We start from the raw sequence: 21648 nt of genomic DNA on the forward strand, positions 1-21648 counted from the left end.
GAAAAAAAGTGCATCACTTTATGTGACGCACTTTTTTTTGTATATTATAAATGAAAAGCTTCTGCTAATAAACGATACGATTTTAATTTGTCCTCAAATTGATGGGTGATGGTTACAATCATAAATTCCTCAGTATTGTAAGCTTTACTCAAGTTTAAGATTTGTTCTTTGACGTAACGTTGATCACCTACAATCATACGTTGCCGATTTTCTTTAATGCGGAACAAATCATAGGCACTATAAGGATAGTTTTGTGCTGTTTCAATGGAAGGGGTACCAGTTGTGTGTTTTCCTTGTTCTAATAATAGAATTGATAAATCTAGACTAGACGCAATTTTCTCAGCTTCTTCAGTCGTTTCTCCACAAACAACAAAAATAGAAACAATTGATTTTGGTTTGTCTCCTAAGAAAGATGGTTGGAATTGTTCTTGATAAGCTTTCATCACTTCAGGACCACCATAGCCGTTGATAAACTGAGCGAAGGCAAAAGAAGCCCCTTGTTTTGCTGCAACCATGGCACTTTCTCCACTGGATCCAAGCATCCATATTTCAGGTGCAGTAGGAATGACAGGCGAAGCTTTTAGGTTTGCATATTGATGATTTTCAGGTACGTTGTCATGTAAGTACATGGCTACATCCTGAATTTGTTCTGGATATTGGTCGAGTGAAATCATTTTTCCTTCTTGCAGCGCGCGAGTTGCGATGGGCATACCACCTGGTGCTCTACCAACTCCAAGATCGATTCGATTTGGATAAAGCGCTTCTAATACACGGAAATTTTCAGCGACTTTATATGAGCTATAGTGTGGAAGCATAACGCCACCGGACCCCACACGGATGCGATTTGTTTTCGCTGCAATATGAGATATGAGCACTTCAGGACTTGAACCAGCTAAACTGACAGAATTATGATGTTCAGACACCCAAAAGCGAGTAAATCCTAGTTTTTCCACTTCTTGAGCAAGTGTTACTGTATTGGAAAAAGCTTCAGTTGCTGTACTGCCATCGGAAATAGGGGATTGATCTAATACACTTAGTTTAATCATAGAAAATACCTCTCTATCTTAATGTACATTCTATTATATATTTACTTACGAAAAATGCGTAAAGAAATGCTCACATGAAAAAGCGAATGCTTTCACATCCGCTTGTTATGAGAAATTCCACGTTCATAATGATTCATTTCCACTAATGTTAAAATATATTCGTAGTTATCGATTTCCATCTTAATTTGATTACGATCATCTTCACTTAAATTTACATCCAATAATTTTTTGCATAGTAGTTGTTTTTTCAATTCCAAATGTTTTTTTGTTTCAGGATAGTCGTAAGTACGTTTCATATTTATCAATCCCTTCCTTACATTTCCTATCTATATCTTCATTATATGATAAGAAAGGGATGATGAGAGCAAATCTCTGTGAATTATTAGTGAATATTCAGAAAAATGTGTTGTTCTACTATACTCATGAATACAATTCAGAGAATCACTGTTTTGTATTTTCAAAGTAAGGGGTGGAATGATGCGAGTGCATACACAATCCCATGTCACAACTGATGAAATGGTGGGAATTATTGATAAGGGATTACCGAAAACAGTAGAGCCAAAACAAATCATTGTAATTGGTGCTGGAATGGCTGGTTTAGTATCAGCATCCTTACTTAAAAGCGCAGGACATCATGTAAAAATTTTAGAAGCGAATAACCGTATAGGAGGCCGAATTGAGACTATTAGAATGGAAGACACCGGATTATATTTAGATGTTGGAGCAATGCGCATTCCATATATACATACATTAACGATGGCTTATATAAGAAAGTTCGGGCTACAAGTGACCCCCTTTATTAATCGAAATGAGACGGATATTATTTATGTGAATGGTAGAAAAACGACATTACAACAATACGAGAAAAATCCAAGTATTTTAAGATATCCAGTAGTGATGAATGAAGAAGGAAAAACATCTGAAGAATTATTATTGTTAGCAGTGCAGCCAATTATTGATTTCATTAAAAGAAATCCAGATAAAAATTGGGGAATTGTTGAAAAAGACTTTGGGAAGTATTCAACAGCACAGTTTTTAAAATATCATCCTTATCAATATAATACGTATTTTTCACCAGTAGCAATTGAGATGATTGGTGTACTTTTAGATTTAGAAGGATTTTTAGAAAGATCATTTGTTGAAACGTTACGTTTTATATATATTTTGCAGCAAGAAAGTGGTTTTTGTGAAATTAGTGGGGGCAATGATAAATTGCCAAAATCTTTTTTGCCGCAGTTAAAGGGAGATATTATTTACAATCAAAAATTAATGAAGCTTCAACAACATGATAAAGGTGTGACAGCATATTGCAGACATGAAGAGACATTTGGATATAGCAGTATAACAGGTGATTTAGTTATTATTACAATTCCATTTTCCACAATGCGATTTGTTGAAATTGATCCATTTGATTCTGTATCACATGAAAAGTGGAGAGCAATTCGTGAACTACATTATATGGCGGCTACTAAAATAGGAATTCAATTTAAAAGTCGCTTTTGGGAAGAACAGGGTCAATTAGGGGGGAGGATTATTACAGATTTACCAATTCGCTATGCGTATTATCCAAGCCATGGTATTGGGACTAAGGGACCGGCTATGATGCTTGGGAGCTATACATGGTCGTACGATGCATTATTATGGGATGGATTGTCGAAAGGTGATCGTATTTATTATACATTACAAAACTTAGCGACTATATTAGGTGGTCAAGTATATGATGAATTTATGTCAGGAGTAGCAAAAAATTGGACACTGGACCCGTATGCATTAGGAGGGTTTGCGATTTTTCAAGCGGGTCAAGAAACAGAACTGCAGCCAGCTATTGTAAAACCCGAGGGGAAAATATATTTTGCAGGAGACCATACAACACTTTATCATGGGTGGATACAAGGCGCAATTGAGTCTGGAATACGTACAGCTGTAGAGGTGAATCAATTGATTGTATGAGTATTAATAGTAAGAGGAAGGAAAGTGTCGTGACGAATATAATTAGAGATAGGTATGTATGAATTTGGTTTGAAAATAAGTGAAGTTCAGAAAAGTTATTTATTATATAAGTCGCTGCTACGGAGAAAAAAGTGACTTGCACTTGTTTTCTCTCTTTGTTTTCACTGGGCATGGGGCAGGAAAAGGATTTGACCGCTTCTATGCATGGTCGGATGCTCTCTTCCATCTGAAAAAGAAAGACTTTATGCCGTTTTTTAATTTGTATTTATATATAGTGTTAAATGTTATTATATATAAAAGAACAATAGGGAGTGTTTGTAATGAATCCATTATTACTTGATTTTCCTTCTGAATTTTACACAGACAGGCTTCTCATTCGAATGCCAAAACCAGGGGATGGAAAGGCAGTATATGAAGCTATCAATGCATCGTTAGAAGAATTAAAACCTTGGATGACTTTTGCTCAAAAAGAACAAACAGAAGAAGAAATCGAAGCGAGTATAAGAAGATCATATATTCAATTTTTACAACGTGAAGATTTGAGATTACTAGTATTTTTAAAAGACACAGGCGAATTTGTAGCTTCTGCTGGATTGCATCGTATTAATTGGGAGATACCAAGATTTGAAATTGGATACTGGATAGATTCGCGCTTTGGTGGAAAAGGTTATATGACAGAAGCTGCGCAAGGTATTATGGATTATGCTTTTTCTGAGTTAAAGGCAAACAGGATAGAGATTCGCTGTGATTTACGAAATGTAAAAAGTAGAGCGATACCTGAGAGGCTAGGTTTTAAATTAGAAGGGATTTTAGAAAGCAGCAGTGTAGCAGTAGATGGCAAGGGACTCAGGGATACATGTGTGTTTGCGATGACAAGAAGCAGGTATGAAAAAGAAGAGCTATAATGTATTAGCTCTTCTTTTTGAATTGTATTATTAATTAAGTTTTAGTCATTATAAGAACTGTTTAATGATTTTTACCCATCCTAAATAGGAAGCTCCTAAAATAATAGCCCATAAGAATGCAAGTCGTGCACTTCTTGGAATAGATAACCAAATTTCGAATAATTTCCAAGAGTAATTTTTATTTGAGTTATTCATTAATGGATATCCTTTTTGTGGCAATTATAACATAAAAAGGAGTGGGGTATTCAATACCTACTATAATGTGCTAGCACATTAAGGTACGGGATGTCCATTCGAACTTTCAAAGATGGTAAACCATTGCTGACGATCTAATGTAAGTTTTGTTGCAGCGATAGCTGACTTCACGCGATCTAATTTACCAGAGCCAACGATTGGCATCATTTTCGCTGGATGAGCAAGTAGCCATGCATACATGACAATATCGATGCCATCAGCATTCAGTTCATTTGCGACTTTTTGTAAAGTTTTGCGTAAGCGTACAGCACGTTCATTTTGTCCTGTAAAGATTTCTCCACCAGCAAGAGGAGACCAAATCATAGGGCTAATTCTTTTTTCTTGGCATAAGTCGATTGTACCTTTTTCAAAATGTTCAAGCTGCATCGCAGATACTTCAATTTGGTTTGTGATGAGCGGGAAATCTAAGTATGAGCTAAGCATATTAAATTGAGACGGTAAAAAGTTAGATACACCGAAATGACGGACTTTTCCTTCTTGTTTTACACGTGTGAAAGCTTCTGCCACTTCACTTGGGTCCATAAATGGATCAGGTCGATGAATCAGTAACAAATCAATATAATCAGTATGTAAGTTTTGTAGTGACTGTTCCACGCTTTTTACAATATGTTTCGTACTTGTATTATAGTGAGCGACATATCGCTTTGGAAACTTCGGAGATAAGGGAGCGATTCCACATTTTGTGACAATTTGCATGTTATCACGTAAAGAAGGCTGTAATTGTAATGCTTCCCCGAATAATGATTCACACGTATATCCTCCATAAATATCGGCGTGGTCAAAAGTTGTAATCCCCATCTCCATACAATTTTTGATAAAAGAAAGTAATTCTTGTTTTGGCATATTCCATTCTGCTAAACGCCAAAATCCTTGAATGATACGAGAGAATTCAAGGTTATTAGCCATTTGAATTCGTTCCATTTTGAGTAGACCCCCTTGATGAATGATGATATTTTTGAAAAGGCTTTCTTGTTCGGTACTATTATATAGTTATTGGACTGTACTTACAATGAATATGTCTTTGTTGTAAAAAACGATTTTACCTCGCATTAACGGGCAGTAAGCCCCCACCTCAAGAGTAAGAGCGAAACGAGGAAGATAGGTGGGGGATGAAGAAAAACCCTACTGATGGAAGTTTCACTTTATCTGTATGGTATAATGTACGAAGATATAGCTATAAGGAGATGTACGAAATGATTCCAGTAACAATTTTAACTGGTTTTCTTGGATCGGGGAAAACAACATTATTAAATCGTATTTTATCGGAAGAACATGGAAAGAAATTAGCGGTTATCGTAAATGAAATAGGGCAAATTGGCATCGATAATCAATTAATTATGAATGTAGAAGAAGAAATTATGGAAATGACAAATGGCTGTTTATGCTGTACAGTGCGTGAAGATTTACTTGTTGCTTTAAAACAGTTATTGGATGTAAAAGCAGAAGGGAAAATGGATTTTGATGGTCTAGTGATTGAAACGACAGGTCTTGCAAACCCAGGGCCGATTATCCAAACGTTCTTTTTAGATCCAGTTATTCAGTCAGCATACAAAATTAATGGTGTTGTGACAGTGGTAGATAGTTATCATATACATAAACATTTTGAAAAAGGGCTAGAAGCGAAAGAACAAATTGCTTTTGCAGATATGGTTTTAGTAAATAAATTAGATTTAGTTGGAGAGGAAGAAGAGAAAGAACTCCTTACTGAATTACAAGGGATTAATCCAACAGCAAAATTAATCCCAACGACAAATTGTGAAGTAGATATACCGGTCTTGTTAGAAATTCAAACGTTTAAAACGCGTGATACATTAGAGATTTATCCACATAAAGAGCATCATCATTTAGAAGGTGTAAAATCATTTGTATTACGTGAAGAGCGGCCGTTAGATTTGCAAAAGTTAAACGAATGGATGTCAGCTGTAGTTCAAGAGTTAGGAGAGTATTTATATCGATATAAAGGAATTCTATCGATCGATGGAGTAGATTGCCGTATTGTTTTTCAAGGTGTTCATACACTATTTGCTGCTTCTTACGATAGAGAGTGGCAAGAGGGAGAAGAGCGCGTGAGTGAAGTGGTCTTTATCGGGAAAGATATTAATAAAGAATGGTTCCAAGAACATTTTAAAGAGTGCGTAAAATAAGCCTGCTAATTTAGCAGGCTTATTTTTGTTATTAATCTCTGCCGGCTTCAACTAATTTCTTCGCGACAATTGCTGGTTTAGCATGAAACATAGTCATGTGATCACCTTGTGTAGTTACTAAACGAAATAATCCAAGGCGATTTGACATGTGAGGGTGCCATCCTGAATCTTTACCTTGTGGAACTGCCATATCTTCAGTTAAATAGAAATAACTTTTTGGAATATTTAATTGATAAAATTTCGTAAGGTCCAGCTTTTCAAAAAGTGGTCCAGCTGGTTCTGGTGTAACAGTTTCGTAAATTTTTTTCGCTAAGTCGAGATTAGCATTATTCATAAAGGTTTCTCGCCAAATAGGAAAAGGCAATTGGATAGCATTATTTTTCGATTTTTTCGCAAGCTCGGTCCAAAGCGTTTTTCCTTCGGCTGGGATTTCATCAGCTGCACTTTCTCCATTTGCTAGAACAAATGCATTCATAAAGACAAGTCTGTGGATTCGATCTGGAATTTGTTCGGCAACTTTTGAAATAACAGTACCACCAAAACTATGACCAACAAGAACAAAATCCGTTATGTTTCTTTCCTTCACATAGTTGACTACTGATTTGACATAATCAGTGTGTTTTACAGCTTTATTCGTATCTTTTCCATGCCCAGGTAAGGTAGGAGTATATACTTTATGTCCCATTTGTTTCAACTCATTAGCTGTTTTATCCCAATAGCTAGAATCTCCCCAAGCGCCGTGAACGAGTACAAACGTAATTGGTTTTTGACGTATTACATCAATATCTGTCTCTATTTTAGCTTCTGCTGGGATATGGAAGCTATTACTGCTAAGCATGATTAAAATAGCAGAAAGACTTACGAATAAGAACTTGAATATTTTCAAAACAAACCCTCCATTTACTACTGATTTTGCATATATGTACATATATTTTCGCTGAAAGATTGTTTTTATTCTTTTGGAGTATAGTTATTAAAAGTAGTAGTGTTTACTTTGTAGAAAAAAGGACATTATTGTACGGTAAATGTTTAGCATTACATCTTTAGTTAATGAAAAAAAGTGAAACAATTATATTTTTGATGCGGAGGTAGAATAGGAAACATGACCATCTTGTTCTTCTATTAATAAACAAAGATTAGTAGAAAATAATAAAAAGCCTGTTTTCACAGGCTTATACTTTCATTTATCCGTAATTCCATTACAACACCAACAACTGGTCCTTCATCGTCTATATCACCAGTTAAGTGAAAACCGAAAGACTCATATAGTTTCATTGCTAGTTTGTTTTCTGGATGAAGACTTAAATAAATCTTTTTGCATTGAAATTTTTGTTGTAAATACTGGATAAGCAGATGGAGAAAACGTTTCGCATAGCCATTTCCTTGAAAATGGTAATCAATCATAAAACGATCTAGCCATACGCTATCATCTTTTTTTGAATACCAACCATACATTGCGTAGCCAACAAGTGTTTCTCCATCATATAAGCCTACTGACGTTCCGTTTTCTTCATATAGGGATTCCGCTAAAGAAAATGCATTGCTTTCAATAAATTGCTGCTGCTCCTTTGCTACGTCTAAAGCAGCGACTGAACGCCAATTATTTGCTGTTACTTCACAAATGTGAAGATTCATAGTTCCAACTCGCTTTCATAACATAGTATATCTTTAAAACTAATATGGATAATTTTACTTGTTATTTTGTTGAAGTCAAGCTGCTGAATATGAAAAAAGACAGTTGAATATGTTTCAACTGTCTGAAAGGAAATATAAATTTAGTTTGTAGCTTCTTTTAAAGTGTTCACGTTTTCTTCCATTAATGTGAAGTAATCTTTATTTTTCTTTGCATCATCTTCAGAAATAGTAGCAAGGTGATTTAAACGTAAAATTTTCGTTCCTGTTTCTTTTTGAATAACTTCTGCTACTTTTGGAGTAGAGAATGTTTCAAATAAAATATATTTTAAACCATGCTCTTTTGCTGTTTTTGTAATGTTAGCAAGTTCTTTTTGTGATGGTTCATCAGAAGCGGAGATGCCAGCAACTGGTATTTGTTTTAAGCCATAGCGTTTTTCCCAATATCCATATGCAGCGTGAGAAACTAAAATATCTTTCGTTTTTGCCTCTGAAACAACAGATTTAAAGTGATCATCTAAGTCAGTGAACTTTGTTTGTAGGGCGGCGAAGTTTTTCTCAAATTCTTTTTTATGATCTGGTTGCAATTCTACGAGTGCATCTTTAATTTTTTCAGCCTGCTTCATCGCGAGTGTAGGATCAAGCCACACGTGTGGGTCTTTGTCATGATGGTGATTTTCTTCTTCTTTATGACCTTCCTCGTGCTCATGCTCTTCTTCTGATGAAGCGATAAGATCGAAACCTTTAGATGCATTAACAACTTTTACGTTCTCTTTTTTTAATGTTTTTTCCATTTTTTCTGCAAACGGCTCTAATTCCGCGCCGTTATATACGAATAGGTCTGCCTTCGCAACTTGTACCGTTTGTTTTTGACTTGGCTCATATGTATGAGAGTCAGCGCCAGGTGGATAAATTGTTTCAACATTTACATAGTCACCACCGATTTTTTTAGCGAAATCAGCAAGTGGAAAAATAGTTGTATATACAGAAAGTTTTCCATCTTTTTTTGCAGTTCCGTCTTTTTTGCTGGCACACCCAGCAAAAATTAATGTAAAAATAAGTATAAAAGAAAATACCATTAACCTTTTCTTCATGTAATTCTCCTCTTTTCTTTCTTTTCCAATTTTATTTTCTCCAAAATAAGAGAAAAAATATCTTTTTTTTATAAAACGGAATAATTACGTTTTAAGTTGCGAACTTAGTATAATACATCTTTACGAAAGTTGCAATAAATAATAATCATTCCGATTTGATTTTGTTATAAAGTTGTCAAAAAGAACAGTATTAATTTTTATGAATGTCGCATATGTGACAACACTCCTTTCATATATTGAGGTAGAGGGTATGAAAAGGGGATGAGTAATTGGATTACATAATGGAAGCAATCTTATTGGTACTAGCAGTAGTTTTGCCATTAACATGTGTTTTGATTTTCCTCAAGACATTAATAAGTAATCTAGGTGACTCTAGGATAATAACCAAGCTACCAACAGAGAAAAAAGGAGAGAAGAGTAAGTAAAGCACTTGCATCACGCATAGTGCTTTACTTATGATAGAATAAGAAAAAGGAAACTCCTAGAAATAGGATTTGTACTGCCTGTTTGGACGGTATAAAATTAGATAAAGAGGTATAAAGATAAATGAATAAAAGAACAGCCTTAGTACTCGGTGCGAGTGGTTTAGTTGGACAAGAAGTGACGCAGCTATTACTTGACTCAGATTACTATGATTCGGTTATGGTTTTTGTAAGAAAGCCACTGCAATGGGAACATGAAAAGTTACAGCAGAAACAAGTTGACTTTTCTATATTAGAAGAGTATAAAGAATTTTTTGCTGTTGATGATGTTTTTAGCTGTCTTGGGACAACAATTAAGAAAGCGAAAACGAAAGCGAATTTTAAAAAAGTAGACTATGAATATACATTACGAGCGGCCTGTTTAGCAGAAAAACAAGGTGTACAAAATTTTCTTGTTATTTCTTCTATGGGTGCTAATCCAAAATCACTTTTCTTTTATTCACAAGTAAAAGGGAAGATGGAGGAGGAACTTCAAAAGTTAGTAATCGGTGGGATTCATATATTTAGACCATCACTATTGCTAGGAGATCGAGAAGAATTTCGTTTTGGAGAAAGAATGGCTGAGAAGATATCTGGTGTTTTGCCATTTGTATTTAATGGTACTTTAAAAAAGTATAAGCCGATTACAGCCGAGCAGGTTGCAAAAGGGATGTACTTAGTGGCACTACGTGAAGAATCTGGTGTCCATATTTATAATTCTACAGAGATTACAATGATGGAATAATGAAAACGAGAAGGGGAGTCCTTCTCGTTTTCATTATTGTGTATTAGCGGCGAGTCGGGGCTATTTTACCACGAGCACGTTGATATTGGTGGGGCTCTTGTAATTCAAATCCAAGTTCATTAGCTGCTGTTCTTGGAAAATATGGATTGCGAAGTAACTCGCGACCGATAAAGATTAAGTCCGCTTCATTATTTGCTAAAATTTCTTCTGCTTGTATCCCGCTTGTAATCAATCCTACTGCGCCTGTCGCAATGTGTGCTTGTCCTTTTATATGATTTGCATACTCTACTTGATAGCCAGGGTAAACGTCGATTTGTGCAGGTATAACAGCCCCAGAACTACAATCAATTACATCTACACCTTGTTCTTTCATCCATTTTGCAAATTGAACATAGTCATGGACTGTTAATCCTTCAGGATGATAGTCATTTGCAGAAATACGAACGAATAAAGGACCATTCCAAACTTCATTTACAGCATCAATGATTTCTTTTAAGAAACGGTAACGGTTTTCAGGTGATCCGCCATATTCATCAGTTCGTTTGTTAGATAATGGAGAGAGAAATTCATTAATGAGATAGCCGTGAGCCGCGTGGAGTTCAATAATATCGAATCCTGCTTGTTTGGAACGGCATGCGGCATCTTGAAAAGCAGAAATTGTTTTTTTGATTAGCCGTTTATTCATTTCTATTGGGGTTTTCATTGTATCATTAAATGCAATAGCCGAGGGTGCTACAGAGTCTGTATGTAATTCAGCTTTTCGACCAGCATGGGCTAACTGAATAGCTGCTTTTGCCCCATTTTCATGGATGAGGGACACCGTTTTTTGTAACCCTGGAATATGATCATTATTCCATATACCTAAATCTTTATTAGAAATACGTCCTTCAGGTACAACAGCTGTAGCTTCAAGCATAACAAGGCCTACTTGACCAGCTGCGCGAGACGCATAATGGATATGATGGAAATTTGTCACTTTTCCATCTTCGTTTTCTGAAGAGTACATACACATCGGTGACATAACAATACGATTTTTTAATGTAACATCTTTAATCGTATAAGGTGAAAAAAGCTGATAGTCCATATTTATTCCCCCTTATTGTAGTTTCCTTTATTGTATCATCATCATTTTTGTTTCCATAATGAAACGCTTATTCCCGAAATTTTGTACATTTATGTTACAATTATTGAAATAAATTAAATTGGGGGATAGGGGCATGTACCGAGCTTATTATGAAAGCGAAATAGGTTTGCTTGAAATTACTGCAAATGATGAAGGAATTACTTCTGTTATTTTTGTAGAGGAACGGAAAGAAGAGAATAAAAATCAAATTGTAGAACAGTGCCTCGCTGAATTAGATGAATATTTTAATCGAAAGAGAACTGAATTTACAGTACCACTGTCAGCGGTTGGAACACCATTTCAAAAGAGTGTTTGGGATGCACTTTATACGATTCCATATGGAGTGAATGCTTCCTATCTGGATATTGCAGAAAAGGTTGGTAACACAAAGGCGGTGCGTGCAATAGGAGGAGCGAATAGTCGCAATCCGATTTCTATTATTGTTCCGTGTCATCGTGTAATTGGAAAAAGTGGAAAGTTAGTTGGATATGCAGGTGGTCTATGGCGAAAAGAATGGTTATTGAAACATGAGGGGATTTTGCAATAAGATAAAACTCTTTTCAAATGGAGATAGTAGTTTTCATTGCTTAGAGGATAACAAAGTCTAGTAGAAAGTAAGTATTTCTATGTTTCATACGAATGGTTTAACCTGTTATTTGCGGGGAGGAATCATCTTGTTAAATAGCTGAATTTTTTAGTATGCTGGACAACAGAAGTATAAGTAGGGGATAAATCAGGGAAAGAGGGATTATTTTGCGTTGTATAAATTGTGGGAATCCTTGTCCTGAAGGTCAATTTAATTGTGAAGATTGTCAGCAAACTTTACATAATGGAACAAAAGAGGAGACCTCACCAATTGAAAAAAATATGGAACAATATGTGGGAGCACATTATCCATATTATAAAAGAAAATGGGACAAAGAAAAGAAACGAATAGCAAGGTGGAGCTGGAATGGATGGGCTGCTATTTTCAATGTCGGATGGTTTGGTTATCGAAAATATTACTTACCTGCTTGTTTATTTGTAATTTTATTAGTAGCTTGTGATGCATTTTCATACTATATGGGATTCAATGTAGCACTCCCCATTATTAACATGGTTCCCCTTACCTTTTTATTGCTCATTTTAATGATGATAGGGGTCGGAATTTTTGCAAATGGGTTATATTATCGATTTGCTGAGCGGAAAATATACCGGATAAAAGCAAGAGGGGTAACGAATGGAGATGTTGAGCGTTATCTCATCCGTGATAGTGGAGGAACAAGTAAAATGGGAGCGGCTATTGTTACAATTTTGACAGCTGCTAGTATATTCATGAGTCACTTTTTCTTTCCTACAGATCAAGATGTTATTCAAAAAGTACGAGCAAGTTCCCTTTATGAGTATCCTTTTTTTTCTATTGGGGAATCTTTTGAACAGCATTTTAAGCAACCAACCTGGGTTTATTACCGCGGGGGAGATGGATTGGAATTAGTAGAATTTCATGGATACAATCATGGTATGACAAGACAAAAAATTATCATTCAATTTGTTGTCGATTACAGGTTGCATGAAATTGAACCCTATTCTCTTACAGTTAACGGTGAGCCCCAAGGTGAAAAAGAGTTTTTGAAAATGATGGAAGATGTGTTTCGTACGCAAGATCTTTTTGAGTTGGATGACGGATTACAAAAAGATGAAAAAAAAGAAATGTTATAAGAAATGAATGTAAAAGCAGATGGAGCAGCTTTTACATTCATTTCTTTTTTTATTTTAGGAAAGAAAAATATTTAAAATAATCAGAATTTTTTGTATAATAATATTATACATGCTTTATTGTATACATACAGATTGGGGGAAGGAATAATGAAGAAAAAAGTTTCAACGCTTGCTGCACTTGCATTATCAACAAGTATGTTCGTTGCAGGTTGCGGGAATGGGGAGAAAGCATCGACAACGAAGAAAGAAACAGGTAAGGGGATGGCCGATAAACAAGTGCTAAACTTACTAGAAACAGCAGAAATTCCTTCGATGGATACATCAAAATCAACAGATTCCGTATCATTTCGAGTATTTGTAAATGCAATGGAGGGTTTATATCGATTAGATAAAGATAACAAGCGAACTCCAGGTATGGCAAAAGATGTGAAGATTAGTGAAGATAAGAAAACATATACTTTTGAATTACGAGATGCAAAGTGGTCGAATGGTGAGCCAGTTCGTGCACAAGATTTTGTATATGGCTGGCAACGTGCGCTTGATAAAGCAACAGCAGCTGAATACGCATTCATTTTATTTGATGTAAAAAATGCTCAAAAAGTTAATAAGGGGGAACTACCACTTGATCAGCTAGGTGTAAAAGCAAAGGATGATAAGACACTAGTGGTAGAACTAGAACAACCAACTCCATATTTTCTTGATCTTACATCATTTCCAACATTCTTCCCTTTAAATGAGAAGTTTGTAAAAAAACAAGGTGATAAGTATGCATTAGAAGCTGATAAAATTTTATACAATGGACCATTTACGTTAAGTGAATGGAAGCATGAGCAAAGCTATCAATTAAAGAAAAATCCAAATTATTGGGATAAAGATACTGTAAAACTAGAAGAAATTAATGTCGGTGTCGTAAAAGAAACGAGCACAGGTGTGAACCTATATGATAATGATCAAGCGGACCGCGTAATTTTAACTTCAGAGTTTGTTGATAAATATAAAAAGAATAAGCCAGATGAATTCAAAACGAAACTAGATCCGCGTATGTATTTCTTACGTTTTAATCAACAAAATGCAACATTTAAAAATCAAAAAGTGCGTGAAGCAATTGATTTAGCTTATGATAAAAAAGGTATTGCAAATGTCATTTTAAATGATGGCTCATTACCAGCATATTTCTTAGTACCAGAAAAATTCACAACAGGTCCGGATGGAAAAGATTTTCGTACTGTAAATAAAAACTTCCGTGATAGTAAAGACAATGCGGAAAAAGCGAAAAAGTTATGGGAAGAAGCGAAAAAAGAACTGGGTCAAGATACAATTACGGTAGAATTACTAAACGATGATAATGGTAGCCGGAAAAAAGTTGGCGACTTTATTAAAGAAGAGCTTGAGAAAAATTTACCTGGAATTAAAGTGAATTTGAAACAACAACCGTATAAACAGAAATTAGATTTAGAGAAGAAATTACAATATGAGTTTTCACTATCAGCATGGGGCCCAGATTATCCAGATCCAATGACGTATATTGATATGTTTATTACAGGAAGTACATTTAATGAAATGGCGTATTCAAATCCGAAATATGATGACCTAGTTGCTAAATCGAAAGGTGAGTTGTTAAAAGATGATGCAGCGCGCTGGAAAGCACTTGCAGAAGCTGAAAAAATCTTAATTGGAGAAGATACAGCGATTTCACCTACTTATCAGCAAAGTACAGCATATTTAGAAAAAACATATGTAAAAGGAATTGCAAATCATACATTCGGCGGCGATTTTAGTTATAAATGGGCGTATATTACAAAAAAATAGTATAATAAGAGATGTGCGAATTTTTGCTCATCTCTTTTTTTGTAAGGAGGACTTATGTTGATAAATGGCTTTAATCATCTTTGTTTTTCGGTTTCAGATTTAGAAAGATCTATTCAATTTTATGAAACAGTATTAGAGGGAAAGTTAATAGTAAAAGGAAGAAAACTCGCATATTTTGATATATGTGGAGTGTGGGTGGCACTCAATGAAGAAGCAGATATTGCACGAAATGAAATTCATCAGTCATATACACATCTTGCATTTTCTGTTAAACAAGAGGATTTTGATCGACTATTAAAGCGATTAGAGGAGAATAAAGTTCATATTTTACAAGGAAGAGAACGTGATGTAAGAGATTGTCAGTCTATTTATTTTATTGATCCAGATGGACATAAGTTTGAGTTTCATTCAGGTACACTGCAGGATCGCTTAAAGTATTATAAGGAAGCAAAACCACATATGAAATTTTATTGATGAAATAAAGGGGGATGGGAAGAGCATGCATGCTCTCGTTATTGGAGGGACAGGGATGCTGAAGAAAGTGTCCGTTTGGCTTTGTAATCAAGGGTTTTATGTTTCTGTTATTGGACGAGATAGGAATAGGTTAGAAGATGTAAAAAATACATGTAATGCTTCAAGAAATATTACATGTATTTCTCTTGATTACCATGATAGCGATGCTTTGAAACAATCTATTAAAGACACGATTAAACAAAATGGACCTATCACATTAGTCGTAGCTTGGGTACATACAACTGCTAAAAAGGCGCTTCAAGTAATTTGTGAAGAAATTGAATTACATTCTAAATCCTATAGTTTGTTTCATATATTAGGGAGTAGTGCATCTCGATTGGAACGTCAAAAAATAGGAAGTGCTTTCTGTAATTATCATAGAATTTTATTAGGGTTTATTTTACAAGGTGAACATTCAAGGTGGTTGACTCATGAAGAGATTACTGATGGAGTTATAGCAGGAATTCAGAGTAAGCAAAGCGATTGTATTTTAGGAACATTGGAACCATGGGAATTACGACCAATTTGATGAGGGGGAAGAAAACGAATGAAAACGACTTTATATGTAACACGTCATGGAGAAACAGAGTGGAATGTGGCAAAGCGTATGCAAGGGAGAAAAAATTCTAATTTAACCGAAAAAGGGATATTACAGGCAAAGCAGTTAGGGGATCATATAAAGGATATACCACTTCATGCGATATATAGTAGTCCAAGCGGGAGAACAATGCATACGGCAGAGTTAATAAAAGGAGAGCGGAATATTCCAATTATAGCTGATGAGAACTTTTATGAGATTAATATGGGGATCTGGGAAGGGCAAATGCTTGTGGATTTGGAAGCGCAGTACCCAGAGGAAGTACATACGTTTTGGAATGAGCCACATCGTTTTTGTTCAACATCAGGCGAAAATTTCTATGATGTGCATAGTCGGGTGATAGAAGGAGTAAACCTTCTTTTAGAAAAACATAAAGGGGAAAGTATTTTAATCGTATCTCATGCAGCAGCTGCAAAATTACTTGTGGGACATTTTACTGGTCTTTCTGTTGAAAGAGTGTGGGATGATCCATTTATGCATAGTGCGAGCTTAAGTATCATTGAATTTGAAGGAAAAGAGGCTAGTGTTAAACAGTTTGCCGATATAAGTCATTTTCAGCAAGTATAAAAAGACCGCAATAGAGCGATCTTTTTACGTTTACTGTTAACAATAAGGGATAAAGAATTAGCAATTACGTTTTCTAAACCAGAAGTGATCGCATTTTTTTCTTTTTTTACAGCCTGTTGTAGGTTTACGGCCTGTTGTAGGTTTACGGCCTGTTGTGCGTTTACGACATGTTATGTGTTTACGCCATGTTGTGTGTTTACGCCATGTTGTGTGTTTACGCCATGTTGTGTGTTTACGGCATGTTGTGTGTTTACGCCATGTTATGCGTTTACGGCATGTTGTGCGTTTACGGCATGTTGTGCGTTTACGGCATGTTGTGTGTTTACGGCATGTTGTGTGTTTACGGCATGTTGTGCGTTTACGGCATGTTGTGCGTTTACGGCCTGTTGTGCGTTTACGACATGTTGTGTGTTTACGACATGTTGTATGCTTACGGCATTTTGTGTGTTTACGACATGTCGTATGCTTACGGCCTGTTGTACATTTGTGGCCAGAAAAATGATCATCGTCACAATCAAAAGTACTTGGATCTTGATGTAAAAACTCTTCCATCCCTGCACTTTTGATTTCTTCAACAGCTTTTTGAATATCGCGTTTCATAGAAATCCCCCTTATCTCTAAATAAAATGAACAGGTATTCCTTTTACATTAATCAGGATATGAAGAGAGAATCTCTTCTGCATGAGGCAGGAGTTTAGATTTTAATAGAAATAGGCATATAGCGGATATATGGACATGGACAAAGTAATAAGCATACATTAAATGGAGAAAAAAAGAAGGGATGGGGGAAGAATGTTGCCTTCTTATGATTTTTTTATTCATCCGATGTATCTTGTTGAATTAAAGAAGGACATTTGGTCTGATAGTCCAGTGCCTGCTAAATTAACATATGGGAAAAGAAAGTATGATATTGACATTGTATACCGGGGAGCACATATTCGAGAATTTGATAAAAAATCATATCATGTTATGTTCTATAAGCCGAAACAATTTCAAGGGGTAAAAGAGTTTCATTTGAATTCTGAGTTTAAGGATCCATCACTTATAAGAAATAAATTATCGCTTGACTTTTTTAGTGATATTGGTGTACTTTCGCCAAAATCCCAGCATGTTTTTATCAAGATTAATGGTCAAATTCAAGGTGTATATTTACAATTAGAATCTGTTGATGAAAACTTTTTGAAAAGCCGTAAATTACCGAGTGGGTCAATTTATTATGCGATTGATGATGATGCGAATTTTTCTTTAATAAGTGAGCGTGATCAAGATGTTAAAACAAACCTATCTGCAGGCTATGAGTTTAAATGTGCGAATGAACATAGTGAAGAACAGCTTAGTGAATTCGTTTATCAGGCAAATGTACTATCACGAGAAAAATATGAAAAAGAAATTATAAATTACCTTGATGTTGACAAATATTTGCGGTGGCTAGCAGGTGTTATTTTGACTCAAAACTTTGACGGATTTGTTCATAACTATGCACTGTATCATAATGATGAAACGAATTTATTTGAAGTGATACCGTGGGATTATGATGCGACATGGGGCCGTGATGTAGAAGGAAGGCGGCTAAACCATGAGTATATCCGAATTCAAGGATATAATACGTTGAGTGCTAGAATTCTCGATATACCGGTATTTCGAAAGCAATACCGTAGCATTCTTGAAGAAATTTTGGAAGAGAAATTTACAGTTTCGTTTATAAAACCGAAAGTAGAGAGAATGTGTGAAGCAATTCGTCCTTACTTGATTCAGGATCCCTATATGAAAGAGAAAGTAGATATTTTTGATCAAGAACCAGATATTATCTTTCGATATATAAATAATAGGAGTCAATATGTACACAAGTATTTACATGAACTATTATAAATGAAAAAGAGATTGATACCTAGTCAATCTCTTTTTCATTTATAATAGATTTAATCTTTCCTTTTAGATAAAAAGTATGAATGCTTAGATCTTTATGAAAACAATTGATTCCCTTTTAAATTTCATGTGAATAAGTTACGATTTGTTTAGGTGCTGTAAACAAAAGTTAAAACCGTATATTTTGAGGATGGTGAGAATATGGAAGTGAAATGGATCGATTGGGTAAAACAAATACAAGCCATTGCTCAGGCTGGTTTAATGTATTCAAAAGATGTGTATGATATGGAACGTTTTCAACAATTACGTGATCTTTCAGTTACGATGATGTCTCATTATACGAAGACAGATTGGGAAGTGGTAGAGAGATTATTTGCCAATGAAATGGGTTATCAAACACCAAAAGTAGATATTCGGGCTGTCGTGTATCAGGATGGAAAATTATTATTTGTGAAAGAAAAAAGTGACGGGAAATGGGCTCTTCCAGGTGGCTGGGCAGATGTTGGCTATACGCCAACAGAAGTGGCAGCAAAAGAAGTGTGGGAGGAAACGGGTTATAAAGTTGATCATTTTCGATTATTAGCAGTATTTGATAAAGAAAAACATTATCCATCACCATCAGCAATGCATGTATATAAAATATTTATTGGTTGTGAAATTGTTGGGGGCGAAAAACAAACAAGTATTGAAACAGAAGAAGTGACCTTTTTTGGTGAAAAAGAAATCCCAGAGTTATCGACTGCTAGAAATACAGAGTGGCAAATTAGAGAGATGTTTGCCTGTATGAAAGATAGGAATAAAAGCTCCTTACTTGATTAAGAAAATATGTAAAGATAAGAATAAAGATAGTTTAACAGTACTCCAACAGAAGTCCCCTTCCTCAAGCACATGCAGGTCATAGTCCAGGGATCATTCACAGCGTATAAATCTCTTTTTCTTTCTATTCGTGCCTGGTATATTTATAATGAATTGTACATATTTTGGGTAAAGAATGAGGAATATATTGGCATGCATAAATCTTTGTGGGATAATAAGAAGGTATGTAAGCAGAAAAGGAGATAGAAAAGCAAATGTTAGCAAATTTAATAGAGCAGTTATTGCAATTTTTCGCAAGTTTAGGATACTTTGGAGTTGCTTTAGGGCTAATGATTGAAATTATTCCGAGTGAGATTGTCCTTTCTTATGCTGGTTTTTTAGTTGCGCAAGATAAAATAAGTTTTATTGGGGCAGTAATCGCCGGTACAATTGGCGGTACATTAGCACAAATCTTTTTATACTGGTTAGGATATTACGGAGGGCGTCCGGTAGTTGAAAAATATGGTAAATATTTATTGATTAACAAGCATCATTTAGATGTAGCCGAAAGTTGGTTTAAACGTTATGGTGCGGGGGTAATCTTCTCTGCTCGTTTCATCCCAATTGTACGCCATGCGATTTCAATACCAGCAGGATTAGCGAAAATGCCTTTAAAACTTTTTACACTATATACAGTAGTTGCGATTATTCCATGGTCAATTCTCTTTATTTATTTAGGAGAAAAACTAGGTGGGAATTGGCGGCATATTAAAGAATATGCAGCTGATTATACGCATTACATAATTATTGGGGCAGTGCTCTTTATTGCTCTTTATTTCGGTTTAAAGGTATTGAAAAAAAGAAAAACAGTTCGTTAAAGCCAATGATTTCATTGGCTTTTTTTATACGTTTCAGTTCTAAAATAAAGAAGTTGTCCATAATGTGTAGTAATAAAGCGTAGCGGGGGAATGAAATGAAAGGATCACCGTTTTTACGTGGAACATTATTTTTAACGATGGCAACGATGATATCTAAAATGCTTGGATTTATATATGTTATCCCATTTACAGCGATGGTTGGTACTAGTGGATACATATTATATACATATGCATATCGGCCATATACAATTATGCTGAGCATTGCAACGATGGGATTGCCACTTGCTGTTTCTAAAATGGTTTCAAAATACGATGAGTTAAATGATTATCATACAGTAAAACGGGTGCTAAAAAGTGGACTGTTTTTTATGGTTTTTATGGGAATTGTTTCATTTCTAGTTCTTTATATGTTAGCTCCATATCTTGCAAAGCTAGTGATCGATGGAAGTGATCAAACTGGTAATAGTATGACTGCTGTGACGTATAATATTCGAATTGTTAGTTTTGCATTATTGATTGTACCAGTAATGAGTTTATTGCGCGGCTTTTTTCAAGGATTTCAATCTATGGGACCGTCAGCATCTAGTGTAGTTGTGGAACAGTTTTTTCGTGTCTTAACAATCTTAATAGGAAGCTTTGTTGTTTTGCATATTTTGAAAGCGTCTGTTTCGTTAGCGGTTGGAGTTTCAACTTTTGGTGCATTTATGGGGGCAGCGGCAGGATTGACTGTTTTGATAGGGTTTTATATGAGAAGGCGGAAATATTTAAAACGGAAAGAGATTGCCAGTATCCCACAGACAACGAAGTCCTTTTTTGCTTTATACAAAGAGCTATTTACGTATTCAATTCCATTTGTTGCTGTTGGGTTAGCGATTCCGTTGTATCAAACAATTGATACATTTACAATCAATAAACTTTTAATAGAGATAGGTTACGTACAAGGTGAAGCAGAAAAAATAAATGCAATAATTGGGCTTGTCCAAATGGTTGTACTTATTCCTGTATCCGTTGCAACAGCTTTTAGTATGTCTCTCGTTCCTGAAATGACGAAAGCTTATACAGCTGGAAATGAACAATTATTATATAAGCATTTCACGAAAACGAATTTACTTGTTGTAGGGATTACAATTCCCGCAGCAATTGGAATGATTATATTAGCCCAACCTATATACACTCTTTTATTTGGAGTAGGAAATGATCCAAGTTTAGGAAGTGTTATTTTACGGTACTATGCACCAGCGTGTATATTATTTTCATTGTTTACAGTTACTGCTGCGATGTTACAAGGGATTGATCAGCAAAAAAAAACAGTTCTAGGTTTAACCTTAGGAATTATAATAAAGATTGTACTAAATATTATATTATTGCCGTACTTTGACTACACCAGTTTTATTATCTCAACATATGCAGGCTACACAGTTTCAGTTTCATTTAACTTGTGGATGCTGTCTAAATATGTTATAAAGGCAACATGAGCTTTTGAAAAGACAGAGCAATCTCTGTCTTTTTCTATTTTGAAAGAAATTATGAAGAAAAGCGTTTTCAAAATAATTTTCTATTGAAATTTAA

Annotated in this window: 23 protein-coding genes; 14 read left to right on the forward strand and 9 right to left on the reverse strand. The window is 35.1% G+C overall.

The features are described from left to right. Window positions 1-44: 44 nt before the first annotated feature. Together ORL93_RS16705 and ORL93_RS16710 are read right to left on the reverse strand one after the other, a co-directional pair. Window positions 45-1046 carry an LLM class flavin-dependent oxidoreductase gene (locus tag ORL93_RS16705; protein WP_265959273.1) on the reverse strand — a complete coding sequence of 334 codons (1002 nt, stop codon included), beginning with the start codon at window positions 1044-1046 and terminating at the stop codon, window positions 45-47. A 92-nt stretch (window positions 1047-1138) separates the two neighbouring features. Then, window positions 1139-1342, reverse strand: a complete 204-nt coding sequence (locus ORL93_RS16710; RefSeq protein WP_003197079.1) for a DUF3896 family protein — start codon at window positions 1340-1342, stop codon at window positions 1139-1141. A gap of 181 nt (window positions 1343-1523) precedes the next feature. Here ORL93_RS16710 and ORL93_RS16715 point away from each other — a divergent pair, with 181 nt between their 5' ends. Then, window positions 1524-2996 (forward strand): flavin monoamine oxidase family protein, encoded by a 1473-nt coding sequence (locus ORL93_RS16715; RefSeq protein ID WP_265959274.1) that lies wholly within the window; start codon window positions 1524-1526, stop codon window positions 2994-2996. 320 nt (window positions 2997-3316) lie between these two features. Next, window positions 3317-3901 carry a GNAT family N-acetyltransferase gene (locus ORL93_RS16720; RefSeq protein WP_265959275.1) on the forward strand — a complete coding sequence of 195 codons (585 nt, stop codon included), beginning with the start codon at window positions 3317-3319 and terminating at the stop codon, window positions 3899-3901. 48 nt (window positions 3902-3949) lie between these two features. Here the strand turns inward: ORL93_RS16720 and ORL93_RS16725 are convergent, their stop codons facing one another. Both ORL93_RS16725 and ORL93_RS16730 read right to left on the reverse strand, forming a co-directional pair. Next, window positions 3950-4096, reverse strand: a complete 147-nt coding sequence (locus ORL93_RS16725) for a hypothetical protein (RefSeq protein ID WP_018765463.1) — start codon at window positions 4094-4096, stop codon at window positions 3950-3952. Between the two features lie 78 nt (window positions 4097-4174). Beyond that, window positions 4175-5077 carry an aldo/keto reductase gene (locus tag ORL93_RS16730; protein ID WP_003197089.1) on the reverse strand — a complete coding sequence of 301 codons (903 nt, stop codon included), beginning with the start codon at window positions 5075-5077 and terminating at the stop codon, window positions 4175-4177. A gap of 272 nt (window positions 5078-5349) precedes the next feature. On the opposite strand from ORL93_RS16730, the gene ORL93_RS16735 reads away from it, so the two are divergent. Further along, entirely contained in the window at window positions 5350-6300 is a 951-nt protein-coding gene (locus ORL93_RS16735; protein WP_018765464.1) for a CobW family GTP-binding protein, read from the forward strand. Between the two features lie 31 nt (window positions 6301-6331). On the opposite strand, the gene ORL93_RS16740 is transcribed toward ORL93_RS16735, so the two are convergent. From ORL93_RS16740 to ORL93_RS16750, 3 genes are all read right to left on the reverse strand, one after another. Next, the gene (locus ORL93_RS16740) at window positions 6332-7186 is read right to left on the reverse strand and encodes an alpha/beta hydrolase (protein WP_018765465.1); all 855 of its coding nucleotides are present in this window, start codon (window positions 7184-7186) and stop codon (window positions 6332-6334) included. A gap of 278 nt (window positions 7187-7464) precedes the next feature. Continuing rightward, the gene (locus ORL93_RS16745) at window positions 7465-7935 is read right to left on the reverse strand and encodes a GNAT family N-acetyltransferase (protein WP_003197096.1); all 471 of its coding nucleotides are present in this window, start codon (window positions 7933-7935) and stop codon (window positions 7465-7467) included. Window positions 7936-8075: 140 nt separating this feature from the next. Further along, entirely contained in the window at window positions 8076-9026 is a 951-nt protein-coding gene (locus ORL93_RS16750) for a metal ABC transporter substrate-binding protein (RefSeq protein WP_033796080.1), read from the reverse strand. 546 nt (window positions 9027-9572) lie between these two features. Between ORL93_RS16750 and ORL93_RS16755 the strand changes: the two genes are divergently transcribed. Further along, a complete protein-coding gene (locus ORL93_RS16755; protein WP_097794656.1) occupies window positions 9573-10232 on the forward strand; it encodes an oxidoreductase in 660 nt (219 codons plus the stop codon). A 43-nt stretch (window positions 10233-10275) separates the two neighbouring features. Here the strand turns inward: ORL93_RS16755 and namA are convergent, their stop codons facing one another. Further along, window positions 10276-11316, reverse strand: a complete 1041-nt coding sequence (namA, locus tag ORL93_RS16760; protein ID WP_097794657.1) for an NADPH dehydrogenase NamA — start codon at window positions 11314-11316, stop codon at window positions 10276-10278. A gap of 133 nt (window positions 11317-11449) precedes the next feature. Between namA and ORL93_RS16765 the strand changes: the two genes are divergently transcribed. From ORL93_RS16765 to ORL93_RS16790, 6 genes are all read left to right on the forward strand, one after another. Next, window positions 11450-11902, forward strand: a complete 453-nt coding sequence (locus ORL93_RS16765; RefSeq protein ID WP_003197104.1) for a methylated-DNA--[protein]-cysteine S-methyltransferase — start codon at window positions 11450-11452, stop codon at window positions 11900-11902. Between the two features lie 206 nt (window positions 11903-12108). Then, on the forward strand, window positions 12109-13053 hold the full coding sequence (locus ORL93_RS16770) for a DUF2628 domain-containing protein (RefSeq protein WP_003206921.1): 945 nt from the start codon (window positions 12109-12111) through the stop codon (window positions 13051-13053). Window positions 13054-13200: 147 nt separating this feature from the next. Continuing rightward, window positions 13201-14862, forward strand: coding sequence for a peptide ABC transporter substrate-binding protein (locus tag ORL93_RS16775; protein ID WP_097794658.1), 1662 nt, complete (start codon window positions 13201-13203; stop codon window positions 14860-14862). A gap of 57 nt (window positions 14863-14919) precedes the next feature. Continuing rightward, window positions 14920-15336: a FosB/FosD family fosfomycin resistance bacillithiol transferase gene (gene fosB, locus ORL93_RS16780; RefSeq protein ID WP_097794659.1), complete on the forward strand. Its 417-nt coding sequence runs from the start codon at window positions 14920-14922 to the stop codon at window positions 15334-15336. A gap of 25 nt (window positions 15337-15361) precedes the next feature. Next, entirely contained in the window at window positions 15362-15904 is a 543-nt protein-coding gene (locus tag ORL93_RS16785; protein WP_265959279.1) for a short-chain dehydrogenase, read from the forward strand. A gap of 18 nt (window positions 15905-15922) precedes the next feature. Further along, on the forward strand, window positions 15923-16540 hold the full coding sequence (locus ORL93_RS16790) for a phosphoserine phosphatase 1 (RefSeq protein WP_003197111.1): 618 nt from the start codon (window positions 15923-15925) through the stop codon (window positions 16538-16540). Between the two features lie 57 nt (window positions 16541-16597). On the opposite strand, the gene ORL93_RS16795 is transcribed toward ORL93_RS16790, so the two are convergent. Continuing rightward, window positions 16598-17140, reverse strand: a complete 543-nt coding sequence (locus ORL93_RS16795) for a CotG/ExsB N-terminal domain-containing protein (RefSeq protein WP_265959280.1) — start codon at window positions 17138-17140, stop codon at window positions 16598-16600. Between the two features lie 192 nt (window positions 17141-17332). Here ORL93_RS16795 and cotH point away from each other — a divergent pair, with 192 nt between their 5' ends. The 4 genes from cotH to ORL93_RS16815 all read left to right on the forward strand — a co-directional run bounded on the left by cotH (window position 17333) and on the right by ORL93_RS16815 (window position 21554). Next, on the forward strand, window positions 17333-18409 hold the full coding sequence (gene cotH / locus ORL93_RS16800) for a spore coat protein CotH (protein WP_097794662.1): 1077 nt from the start codon (window positions 17333-17335) through the stop codon (window positions 18407-18409). A gap of 198 nt (window positions 18410-18607) precedes the next feature. Then, the gene (locus ORL93_RS16805; RefSeq protein WP_097795588.1) at window positions 18608-19225 is read left to right on the forward strand and encodes an NUDIX hydrolase; all 618 of its coding nucleotides are present in this window, start codon (window positions 18608-18610) and stop codon (window positions 19223-19225) included. A gap of 251 nt (window positions 19226-19476) precedes the next feature. Next, the gene (gene uptA, locus ORL93_RS16810) at window positions 19477-20079 is read left to right on the forward strand and encodes an undecaprenyl phosphate transporter UptA (RefSeq protein ID WP_003197119.1); all 603 of its coding nucleotides are present in this window, start codon (window positions 19477-19479) and stop codon (window positions 20077-20079) included. A 95-nt stretch (window positions 20080-20174) separates the two neighbouring features. Beyond that, window positions 20175-21554, forward strand: coding sequence for a putative polysaccharide biosynthesis protein (locus tag ORL93_RS16815; protein ID WP_199666189.1), 1380 nt, complete (start codon window positions 20175-20177; stop codon window positions 21552-21554). Window positions 21555-21648 lie beyond the last annotated feature (94 nt).

This window comes from Bacillus sp. DHT2, assembly GCF_026241455.1.
GTDB lineage: Bacteria > Bacillota > Bacilli > Bacillales > Bacillaceae_G > Bacillus_A > Bacillus_A pseudomycoides.

What these genes read in the sequence shown, in the direction of transcription:
- ORL93_RS16805 (WP_097795588.1), top strand. Translation starts at nt 18,608, where the DNA reads ATGGAAGTGAAATGGATCGATTGGGTAAAACAAATACAAGCCATTGCT.
- ORL93_RS16720 (WP_265959275.1), top strand. Translation starts at nt 3,317, where the DNA reads ATGAATCCATTATTACTTGATTTTCCTTCTGAATTTTACACAGACAGG.
- ORL93_RS16755 (WP_097794656.1), top strand. Translation starts at nt 9,573, where the DNA reads ATGAATAAAAGAACAGCCTTAGTACTCGGTGCGAGTGGTTTAGTTGGA.
- uptA (WP_003197119.1), top strand. Translation starts at nt 19,477, where the DNA reads ATGTTAGCAAATTTAATAGAGCAGTTATTGCAATTTTTCGCAAGTTTA.
- ORL93_RS16715 (WP_265959274.1), top strand. Translation starts at nt 1,524, where the DNA reads ATGCGAGTGCATACACAATCCCATGTCACAACTGATGAAATGGTGGGA.
- ORL93_RS16750 (WP_033796080.1), bottom strand. Translation starts at nt 9,026, where the DNA reads ATGAAGAAAAGGTTAATGGTATTTTCTTTTATACTTATTTTTACATTA.
- ORL93_RS16710 (WP_003197079.1), bottom strand. Translation starts at nt 1,342, where the DNA reads ATGAAACGTACTTACGACTATCCTGAAACAAAAAAACATTTGGAATTG.
- cotH (WP_097794662.1), top strand. Translation starts at nt 17,333, where the DNA reads ATGTTGCCTTCTTATGATTTTTTTATTCATCCGATGTATCTTGTTGAA.
- ORL93_RS16725 (WP_018765463.1), bottom strand. Translation starts at nt 4,096, where the DNA reads ATGAATAACTCAAATAAAAATTACTCTTGGAAATTATTCGAAATTTGG.
- ORL93_RS16765 (WP_003197104.1), top strand. Translation starts at nt 11,450, where the DNA reads ATGTACCGAGCTTATTATGAAAGCGAAATAGGTTTGCTTGAAATTACT.
- ORL93_RS16785 (WP_265959279.1), top strand. Translation starts at nt 15,362, where the DNA reads ATGCATGCTCTCGTTATTGGAGGGACAGGGATGCTGAAGAAAGTGTCC.
- ORL93_RS16790 (WP_003197111.1), top strand. Translation starts at nt 15,923, where the DNA reads ATGAAAACGACTTTATATGTAACACGTCATGGAGAAACAGAGTGGAAT.
- ORL93_RS16775 (WP_097794658.1), top strand. Translation starts at nt 13,201, where the DNA reads ATGAAGAAAAAAGTTTCAACGCTTGCTGCACTTGCATTATCAACAAGT.
- namA (WP_097794657.1), bottom strand. Translation starts at nt 11,316, where the DNA reads ATGGACTATCAGCTTTTTTCACCTTATACGATTAAAGATGTTACATTA.
- ORL93_RS16795 (WP_265959280.1), bottom strand. Translation starts at nt 17,140, where the DNA reads ATGAAACGCGATATTCAAAAAGCTGTTGAAGAAATCAAAAGTGCAGGG.
- ORL93_RS16705 (WP_265959273.1), bottom strand. Translation starts at nt 1,046, where the DNA reads ATGATTAAACTAAGTGTATTAGATCAATCCCCTATTTCCGATGGCAGT.
- ORL93_RS16735 (WP_018765464.1), top strand. Translation starts at nt 5,350, where the DNA reads ATGATTCCAGTAACAATTTTAACTGGTTTTCTTGGATCGGGGAAAACA.
- ORL93_RS16730 (WP_003197089.1), bottom strand. Translation starts at nt 5,077, where the DNA reads ATGGAACGAATTCAAATGGCTAATAACCTTGAATTCTCTCGTATCATT.
- ORL93_RS16745 (WP_003197096.1), bottom strand. Translation starts at nt 7,935, where the DNA reads ATGAATCTTCACATTTGTGAAGTAACAGCAAATAATTGGCGTTCAGTC.
- ORL93_RS16815 (WP_199666189.1), top strand. Translation starts at nt 20,175, where the DNA reads ATGAAAGGATCACCGTTTTTACGTGGAACATTATTTTTAACGATGGCA.